Source organism: Streptomyces ipomoeae 91-03 (genome assembly GCF_000317595.1).
In the GTDB taxonomy this organism is placed as follows: Bacteria; Actinomycetota; Actinomycetes; order Streptomycetales; family Streptomycetaceae; genus Streptomyces; species Streptomyces ipomoeae.
Genome location: NZ_AEJC01000434.1, coordinates 1 through 9,239, shown reverse-complemented (window position 1 = coordinate 9,239; position 9,239 = coordinate 1). Strand labels below are relative to the sequence as shown.

Here is a 9,239-nt window from a genome sequence, read left to right as displayed (position 1 = left end):
TGTCGGCGGAGAGGTTGGTCGCACGGACAGCAGCAGCTTGTACTGCGTGTTCACGGTGTTCGCGCCCAGGCCGTTCGCCGGGCGGCCCTGGAACCACCTCAGGTCCGGCTCCGGGGTCTCCTGCCCCTTCTTCAGCGGCAGGTTGTACGACTGGCCGATCAAGGAAGAGCCGACGACCTTGCCGTCCGCCTTGATCTCCGAGCCGTTCGCCTTGCCCGGGAACAAGCCCTGGGCGATGCCGGTGATCACCAGCGGATAGATGACACCGGTCACCAGGGTGAGGACGAGGAGGGCGCGCAGGCCCGCCCCGAGCAACCGGGCGGTGTTCGTGACGGAGTTGTTCATGGCGATCAGTACTCTTTCGAAGAGTTACAGCCCGGGGATGAGGGATATGAGCAGGTCGATGAGCTTGATGCCGATGAAGGGGGCGATCAGTCCGCCGAGGCCGTAGATCGTGAGGTTGCGGCGGAGCATCTTGTCCGCGCTGACCGGCCGGTATCGCACGCCCTTCAGGGAGAGCGGGACGAGGGCGATGATGATCAGCGCGTTGAAGACGACGGCGGAGAGGATCGCGGAGTCCGGCGAGGACAGACCCATGATGTTGAGCTTGTCCAGGCCCGGGTAGACGGCCGCGAACAGCGCCGGGATGATCGCGAAGTACTTCGCGACGTCGTTGGCGATGGAGAACGTCGTCAACGCGCCCCGGGTGATGAGCAGTTGCTTGCCGATCTCGACGATCTCGATGAGTTTGGTCGGGTTGGAGTCGAGGTCGACCATGTTGCCGGCCTCCTTGGCGGCCGACGTCCCCGTGTTCATCGCCACGCCCACGTCCGCCTGCGCGAGCGCGGGTGCGTCGTTCGTTCCGTCGCCGGTCATCGCGACGAGCTTCCCGCCGGCCTGCTCCCGCTTGATCAGGGCCATCTTGTCCTCGGGAGTGGCCTCCGCGAGGAAGTCGTCGACGCCCGCCTCCTCGGCGATCGCCTTCGCGGTCAGCGGGTTGTCGCCGGTGATCATGACGGTCTTGATGCCCATGCGGCGCAGTTCCTCGAACCGCTCCCGCATGCCGTCCTTGACCACGTCCTTGAGGTGGATGACGCCGAGGATCCGGGCGCCCCGGTCGTCCTCGACGGCCACGAGCAGCGGGGTGCCGCCGGCCTCGGAGATCCGGTTGGAGAGGGTGTCGGCGTCGTCGGCGACCGTTCCGCCCTGTTCGCGCACCCAGGCGATGACGGAACCGGCGGCGCCCTTGCGGATCTTGCGCCCGTCGACGTCCACGCCTGACATCCGGGTCTGGGCGGTGAACGCGATCCACTCGGCTCCGACGAGTTCGCCCTGGTGGCGCTCGCGCAGCCCGTACTTCTCCTTCGCCAGTACGACGATGGAGCGACCCTCGGGCGTCTCGTCGGCCAGCGAGGAGAGCTGGGCCGCGTCGGCGACCTCGGCCTCGGTGGTGCCTTCGACCGGCACGAACTCCGCCGCCTGCCGGTTGCCGAGGGTGATGGTGCCGGTCTTGTCCAGCAGCAGCGTGGAGACGTCACCGGCGGCCTCGACCGCACGGCCCGACATGGCCAGCACATTGCGCTGCACCAGCCGGTCCATCCCTGCGATGCCGATCGCGGACAGCAGCGCGCCGATGGTGGTCGGGATGAGGCAGACGAGCAGCGCCACCAGCACGACCATCGTCAGATGGGTGCCCGCGTAGTTCGCGAACGGCGGCAGCGTGGCGACGGCCAGAAGGAAGACGATCGTGAGCGAGGCGAGCAGGATGTTCAGCGCGATCTCGTTCGGCGTCTTCTGCCTCGCCGCACCCTCGACCAGATTGATCATCCGGTCGATGAAGGTCTCACCCGGCTTCGTAGTGATCTTGATGACGATGCGGTCGGACAGCACCTTCGTACCGCCGGTGACAGCTGAACGGTCACCGCCCGACTCGCGGATGACCGGGGCCGACTCACCGGTGATGGCCGACTCGTCGACGGAAGCGACGCCCTCGACGACGTCACCGTCGCCGGGGATGATGTCGCCCGCCTCACAGACCACCAGGTCACCGATCCTCAACTCGGTGCCGGGCACCCGCTCTTCAGCGTCGCCGACCAGCCGCCGGGCGACGGTGTCGGTCTTGGCCTTGCGCAGGGTGTCGGCCTGCGCCTTGCCCCGGCCCTCGGCGACCGCCTCCGCCAGGTTGGCGAAGATCACCGTCAGCCACAGCCAGGCGGAGATGGTCCAGCCGAACCAGTCGCCGGGGTCCTTGAAGGAGAAGACGGTGGTGAGCACCGAGCCGACCCACACCACGAACATCACGGGCGACTTGACCATCACCCGGGGGTCGAGCTTGCGGAAGGCGTCCGGCAGCGACTTGATCAGCTGCTTGGGGTCGAACAGGCCTGCGCCGACGCGGCCTTCGGGGGTCTTGTGGGCGGTGGGAACGTCGCTGTGCGGCGCCCGGGTCGGAGTGGCAGTGGACATGGCGTCCTCGTGCTCGGTGGTGTCGGTGGTCATGCCGCCAGCCCCTCGGCGAGCGGGCCCAGCGCGAGGGCCGGGAAGTACGTCAGGCCGGTGATGATCAGGATCGCGCCCACCAGCAGGCCGGTGAACAGCGGCTTCTCGGTGCGCAGGGTGCCCGCTGTCACGGGGACCGGCTTCTGCTCGGCGAGCGATCCGGCCAGGGCCAGCACGAACACCATCGGCAGGAACCGGCCGAGCAGCATCGCCAGCCCGGTCGCCGTGTTGTACCAGTCGGTGTTCGCGTTCAGGCCGGCGAAGGCCGAGCCGTTGTTGTTCGAGGCGGACGTGAAGGCGTACAGCACCTCCGAGAAGCCGTGCGCCCCGGAGTTGAGCATGGAGTGCGGCGGGGTCGGCAGGGCCATGGAGGCCGCGGTGAAGACCAGGACCAGGGCCGGGGTGATCAGGATGTAGCAGGCGGCCAGCTTGATCTCGCGGGTGCCGATCTTCTTGCCCAGGTACTCGGGGGTGCGGCCCACCATCAGACCGGCGATGAACACCGCGATGATCGCCATGACCAGCATGCCGTAGAGGCCGGACCCGACACCGCCGGGCGCGATCTCGCCCAGCATCATGCCGAGCATCGTGATGCCGCCGCCGAGCCCGGTGAAGGAGGAGTGGAAGGAGTCCACCGCACCGGTGGAGGTGAGCGTCGTGGACACGGCGAAGATCGACGAGGAGCCGACGCCGAAGCGGACCTCCTTGCCCTCCATCGCGCCGCCCGCGATCTGCAACGCGCCCTCATGGTGGGCGAACTCGGTCCACATCATCAGGGCTACGAAGCCGACCCAGATGGTCGCCATGGTGGCGAGGATCGCGTATCCCTGCTTGACGCTGCCGACCATCACGCCGAACGTCCGGGTCAGGGAGAACGGGATCACCAGCAGCAGGAAGATCTCGAAGAGGTTCGTGAACGGGGTCGGGTTCTCGAACGGGTGGGCGGAGTTGGCGTTGAAGACGCCGCCGCCGTTGGTCCCGACCTCCTTGATGGCCTCCGTCGAGGCGACCGCCCCGCCGTTCCACTGCTGCGAGCCCTCCATGCTGTGCCCATTAAAGAATTGACCGACCTCGTGGATCCCGGAGAAGTTCTGGATGACACCGCACGCCACCAGCACCACGGCGGCGATCGCCGCCCCCGGCAGCAGAATGCGCGTGACACCGCGTACCAGGTCCGACCAGAAATTGCCCAGCTCACCGGACCGCGACCGGGCGAAACCGCGCACCAATGCCACGGCGACCGCCATGCCGACCGCGGCCGACACGAAGTTCTGCACGGCCAGCCCGCCGACCTGCACCACATGCCCCATGGCCTGCTCGCCGTAGTACGACTGCCAGTTGGTGTTCGTCACGAACGACGCGGCGGTGTTGAACGCCTGCGCCGGGGCGATCGAGGAGAAGCCGAGCGAACCGGGCAGGACCCCCTGGAGTCGCTGGAGCAGGTAAAGGAACAGGACGCTGACCACCGAGAAGGCGAGCAGGCCGCGCAGGTACGCCGGCCAGCGCATCTCGGTGTCCGGGTTGGCACCGATGCCCTTGTAGATCCACTTCTCCACGCGCCAGTGCTTGTCGGAGGAGTAGACCCTGGCCATGTAGGTGCCGAGGGGAACGTAGGCGAGCGCGAGCGCGGCGATCAGCGCGAGCAGCTGGAGGACGCCGGCAAGTACGGGACCCATGTCTCCCGCTGCGGTAGCGGCTGATGTCACCGTCAGAACCTCTCCGGGAAGATCAGGGCGAGGACGAGATAACCCAGCAGGGCGACGGCCACGACCAGGCCGACGACGTTCTCGGCGGTCACAGCTTCGTCACCCCTTTGGCGACGAGAGCCACCAGCGCGAACACCGCGACTGTGGCGACGACGAAGGCCACATCGGCCATCGGGAACTCCTGGAATGAGGTTCGATCCGACAAGGACGGTTAAGAGGAAACCGTCCCCGTGGCCGGATTCGACCGTCGTTGACGGATCTCTAACGGCGAGCCCGTCACCTTTGACGGAACCCTGACGGCGATGGAGACGCGGGTCACCCCAGCCGGAACCCCAGCCGGCAAATGGCCGCGTCCGTCTCCCGCCGCACGGCGTGCGCCATGATCGCGCCGCGCTGGTTCCGCGGCCCCCGACTTCGCTCGCGCGGGGGCACCCCCAGCCACAGCCGTTCGGGCTCTGTCTCAGGGAAGGGAACGGTGACGCCTTCAGGGATGGGAACGGTGACGCCGACGGCCGGTTCCGCGGCGGCATCACGGACGCACGCGGTAACGCGGCGGCCGAGAGTGCGGTGCACTGAGGTGGGCCGGACCCGGGGGGAACCAGGGGGTGCCCACTGTGCCCAAGGCGCGCTCCAGGGCGTGCATGGCCATGTCCTGTCCCCCTATGGCCGAGTCCGCACCCGCCCAATTGGAACCTCGCCACCTTGCAGTGCCACCAGCATGCCCGCCAGTCCTTAACGCAGTCTTGACGCCTTCGGGCCCCTGAGGCGTGAGCCTGGGTGTCACTCTCCGCTTACGCTGGTCGGGCCGTCCGCGTGATGGCCCGATCCGTCATGAGCCATACCTTTGGAGAGCACGCCGATGGCCACCGCCGAACATCCGCCCGCGAGTCGTCTGCGGACATGGCTCCTGGAGGGGCTGTCCGACATGGGAAAAGGCGGCGGCCACACGGGACCCCACGCCGAACCCGAGCCTCCGCACAAGGGCCAGCCCTGGTACCGGGTCATGTGTTTGACCGGCGTCGACTACTTCTCGACCCTCGGCTACCAGCCGGGTATCGCCGCCCTCGCCGCCGGCCTGCTGTCACCGATAGCGACCATCGTGCTCGTCATCGTGACGCTCGCGGGCGCCCTGCCCGTGTACCGGCGGGTAGCCGAGGAGAGCCCGCACGGTGAGGGCTCGATCTCGATGCTGGAACGGCTGCTGTCCTTCTGGCAGGGCAAGCTGTTCGTGCTCACCCTGCTCGGCTTCGCCGCCACCGACTTCCTGATCACCATCACCCTGTCGGCGGCCGACGCCTCCACCCACCTCGTGGAGAACCCGCACCTGACCACTGTCCTGCACGACAAACAGCTGCTGATCACCCTGATTCTGATCGCGCTGCTCGGCGCGGTGTTCCTCAAGGGCTTCCTGGAGGCGATCGGTGTCGCGGTCGCCCTCGTGGCGCTCTACCTGGGGCTCAACGTGGTCGTCGTGATCGTCGGCCTGTGGCACGTGCTCACCGAGGGCCACGTGATCACCGACTGGTCCAGCGCCCTGACCGCGGAGCACGGAAACGTCTTCGTCATGATCGGCGTGGCTCTGATCGTCTTCCCCAAGCTCGCGCTGGGCCTCTCCGGCTTCGAGACCGGCGTGGCGGTGATGCCCCACGTCGAGGGCGACCCGGACGACACCGAGGAGCAGCCCAAGGGCCGCATCCGGGGCACGAAGAAGCTGCTCACGGCCGCCGCGGTGATCATGAGCGTCTTCTTGATCACCACCAGCTTCATCACGACGATGCTCATCCCGGAGAAGGACTTCGAGGACGGCGGCCCGGCCAACGGACGCGCCCTCGCCTACCTGGCACACGACTACCTCGGCAACGGTTTCGGCACGGTCTACGACGTCTCCACCATCGCCATCCTGTGGTTCGCGGGCGCCTCCGCCATGGCCGGCCTGCTCAACCTGATGCCGCGCTACCTGCCCCGCTACGGCATGGCCCCGCACTGGGCCCGCGCCGTACGCCCCATGGTGATCGTCTTCACTCTGATCGCGTTCCTGGTCACCTGGATCTTCGACGCCGACGTCGACGCGCAGGGCGGCGCCTACGCCACCGGTGTGCTGGTCCTGATCAGCTCCGCCGCGATCGCGGTGACCATCGCGGCCCGCAAGGCCGGGCAGCGCGGCTGGACCATCACCTTCGCGGTGATCTCGGCGGTGTTCCTCTACACGACGGTCGCCAACGTCATCGAGCGCCCGGACGGCGTGAAGATCGGCGCCTGCTTCATCGCCGGCATCATCCTGATCTCGCTGCTGTCCCGCCTGGCCCGTGCCTTCGAGTTGCGGGTGACCAGCGTGACGATGGACGACATGGCGGGGCGCTTCGTCCGGGACATGGCCCACCGCCGTATCCGCTTCATCGCCAACGAACCCGACCGGCGCGACAAGGCCGAGTACCGCGACAAGATCGAACAGATACGCAACGACAACGACCTCCCCGCACAGGAGGACTTCGTCTTCGTCGAGGTGACCGTCACCGACCCCTCCGAGTTCGAGGCCGGCCTGACCGTACGCGGCGAGGTCCTGCACGACCGCTACCGCGTCCTGACCCTGGAGTCCTCCTCCATTCCCAACGCCCTCGCCGCCCTCCTCCTCCACGTCCGCGACACGACCAACCACATCCCGCACATCTACTTCGAGTGGACCGAGGGCACCCCCTTCGCCAACTTCCTGCGCTTCTTCCTCTTCGGCCAGGGCGAGGTCGCCCCGGTCACCCGCGAGGTCCTGCGCGAGGCGGAGCCCAACCGCGCACAGCGCCCCAGGGTCCACGTCGGCTGACCGACGCGCCAGAAACCCCAGAAGCGTCCGTACAGCGTCCGTACAGCGAGTCCGGCCTCGCCGTGGCGGTCGGCGCTGAAGGGGTTGCGGGCAGGTCGATCAACGTCGAGCAGAGGTTGGCCGAATCGGGAGGGGGCCAGGGCCGTACGCCACCCCACCGCGAGCCGGTCGCCGTCGGGCGGGGCCGGGAGCGGTACGACGGCCAGGTCGGCGGCGGCACCCCGACGGCGGTCCGCGCCGACGCCGCGCCTGTCCAGCCCAGCGGAGCGAAGAGTGGCCGGTTGGGTCCTCTTCACGGTGTGCGGTGGTAGGACGGGACTGTAATCGGCACCGCGGACAGCAGCGAGAGTGCGGGCCGAACGAGGGGACCGGGAGAGGGGAGTGGGGCATGGCGGCAGAGAACATCGACGATGTCGTGGACGGGCTTGCCGGGATCGTGCGGGAGGCCGGCCGAGCCGGTGACCGGGTCGGGTACTTCGCGGCGCTGTACCGACAGGTGACCGTTGAGGTCCGCACGGCCATTCACGGTGGACTGTTCGACGACGGCGCCCGAATGGACCGTTTCGACACGCTCTTCGGCAACCGCTACTTCGACGCGTACGACGCCTGGCGTCGTGACCGGAGCGGGCCGCGTTGTTGGCGCGAGGCGTTCGGGCTGCTCGACGACGCCGACACCGTCATCGTCCAGCATCTGCTGCTCGGCGTGAACGCGCACATCAACCTCGACCTGGCCATCGCCGCCGCGCGGACCAGCCCAGGCGAGGCCATCCACGCGTTGCGGCGCGACTTTCTGCTGATCAACGACATCCTTGCGCGGGTGGTGCTAGGGTGCGTTTTGAAAGTGCTGGTCACAGCCACTCGTTGATGGCTGCGACCAGCACGGTCGCCTCGTAGCGAACTGCCAACTTGTCGTATCTCGTGGCGACAGCGCGGTGCCGCTTGAGGCGATTGATTCCGCACTCGACCGCGTGGCGCTCCTTGTAGTCGGCCTTGTCGAACTTAGGTGGCCGGCCGCCGTGGGAGCCGCGGTTCTTGCGGTTGGCGATCTGGTCGCGCTTCTCCGGGATCGTGCAGCGGATACCGCGCTTGCGCAGGTAGGCACGGTTCGCGCGGGAGCCGTACGCCTTGTCGGCACGCACCTTGTCCGGCCGGGTGCGCGGGCGGCCCGACCCGAGCCGGGGCACCCGGATGCGGCCCAAGACCACCTGGAACTGCGGGGAATCACCGCGCTGTCCTGCCGTGATGACCAGCGACATCGGTTTCTGGGCCTGCTCGACCGCCAGGTGGAGCTTGGTTGTCAGCCCGCCCCGGGAGCGTCCGAGCCCGTGGTCGTCGGGCTCGATGAACACACCGCCTGGCGGCTCGATCTGCAGATCCCCTTTTTGCGGGCGCCGGCCGCATGCTGGTGGGCGCGGGCGATGGTCGAGTCCACCGAGACGTCCCAGGTGATCAGTCCCTCGGCGTCGGCCTGGGCCTGCAGCTGTTCGAAGATGCGGTGCCAGGTGCCGTCCCGCTGCCAGCGGCGGAACAGGCCGTAGACCGTCTCCCACGGGCCATAGCGCTCGGGCACGTCCCGCCAGGAAGCACCGGCGCGGGTGCGCCACCGTATGCCGTCTATCAGTTGCCGCTTGGTGTGCACCGGTGGCCGTCCAGGCTTCTTGCCGACCGGGAGCAGGGGCTCCAGCTTCGCCCACTGTGTATTCGTCAGATCATGCCGCCCCACGAAGTGGGATCTTGACACATCAAGATCCACATATGAAACGCACCCTAGTGGTGCAGGACTCGGTCGGCGCACTGTCGCCACTCATGTCGCTGCTGGATCAGGTCGGAGCCCGCACCGACGAGCGGATCCTCGACTTCAGTGTCCGTCAGTCCCGCGAGGAGGCGTGGTACAACGCCGTCCTGCTTGCCGGCCAGAACGAAGAGGAGCGCGAGGCCACCATCCAGCGGCTCGACATCCGGGCCGCCGTGCTCGCACGGTTGATAGCGCGACCGGGCGGCCTCGCCCGGCCGGCCCTGCAGCTGATCCGGAGCACCGAGAGTCATGACGTACCGGCCGTCATCACTCATCTGGACAACGCCATGGAGCGCCCCTCCGCCCGGCAGGGGACGGGATGAGGCCCGGCGGATCGACCGTCCGGCATCCCGCCGACGCCGAACACCTGCTCACCTAGCGTCGGAACGAGCCTTGGCTGTCGCTCGACGAGGCGATTCAGCAG

7 protein-coding genes and 1 pseudogene are annotated in these 9,239 nt (G+C 68.0%); 3 read left to right on the top strand and 5 right to left on the bottom strand.

The window, feature by feature from the left end; translation table 11 throughout:
• From STRIP9103_RS29005 to kdpF, 4 genes and pseudogenes are all read right to left on the bottom strand, one after another.
• Positions 1-345, bottom strand: a pseudogene (locus tag STRIP9103_RS29005) (potassium-transporting ATPase subunit C); the annotation flags it as partial.
• A 24-nt stretch (positions 346-369) separates the two neighbouring features.
• Complete coding sequence (gene kdpB / locus STRIP9103_RS29000; RefSeq protein ID WP_009326377.1) at positions 370-2,499, bottom strand: potassium-transporting ATPase subunit KdpB; 2,130 nt, start codon at positions 2,497-2,499, stop codon at positions 370-372.
• Positions 2,496-4,175 carry a potassium-transporting ATPase subunit KdpA gene (gene kdpA, locus STRIP9103_RS28995; RefSeq protein ID WP_048821178.1) on the bottom strand — a complete coding sequence of 560 codons (1,680 nt, stop codon included), beginning with the start codon at positions 4,173-4,175 and terminating at the stop codon, positions 2,496-2,498. The genes kdpB and kdpA overlap by 4 nt, the downstream gene beginning before the upstream one ends.
• A gap of 32 nt (positions 4,176-4,207) precedes the next feature.
• Positions 4,208-4,297 carry a K(+)-transporting ATPase subunit F gene (gene kdpF, locus STRIP9103_RS45600; RefSeq protein WP_009326374.1) on the bottom strand — a complete coding sequence of 30 codons (90 nt, stop codon included), beginning with the start codon at positions 4,295-4,297 and terminating at the stop codon, positions 4,208-4,210.
• A 767-nt stretch (positions 4,298-5,064) separates the two neighbouring features.
• Between kdpF and STRIP9103_RS28985 the strand changes: the two genes are divergently transcribed.
• Together STRIP9103_RS28985 and STRIP9103_RS28980 are read left to right on the top strand one after the other, a co-directional pair.
• Positions 5,065-7,020 (top strand): APC family permease, encoded by a 1,956-nt coding sequence (locus tag STRIP9103_RS28985; protein WP_048821177.1) that lies wholly within the window; start codon positions 5,065-5,067, stop codon positions 7,018-7,020.
• Between the two features lie 388 nt (positions 7,021-7,408).
• Complete coding sequence (locus STRIP9103_RS28980) at positions 7,409-7,885, top strand: DUF5995 family protein (protein WP_009326378.1); 477 nt, start codon at positions 7,409-7,411, stop codon at positions 7,883-7,885.
• Here the strand turns inward: STRIP9103_RS28980 and STRIP9103_RS47200 are convergent.
• A protein-coding gene (locus STRIP9103_RS47200) for an IS5 family transposase (protein ID WP_411572367.1) occupies positions 7,869-8,743 on the bottom strand; the annotation gives its coding sequence in 2 pieces (ribosomal slippage) (positions 7,869-8,351 and positions 8,354-8,743; 873 coding nt in all). The two genes, STRIP9103_RS28980 and STRIP9103_RS47200, sit on opposite strands and share 17 nt — an antisense overlap.
• Positions 8,744-8,775: 32 nt before the next feature.
• Here STRIP9103_RS47200 and STRIP9103_RS28965 point away from each other — a divergent pair.
• Positions 8,776-9,138, top strand: coding sequence for a DUF5995 family protein (locus STRIP9103_RS28965; RefSeq protein ID WP_234022331.1), 363 nt, complete (start codon positions 8,776-8,778; stop codon positions 9,136-9,138).
• The last annotated feature ends 101 nt before the right edge of the window (positions 9,139-9,239 follow it).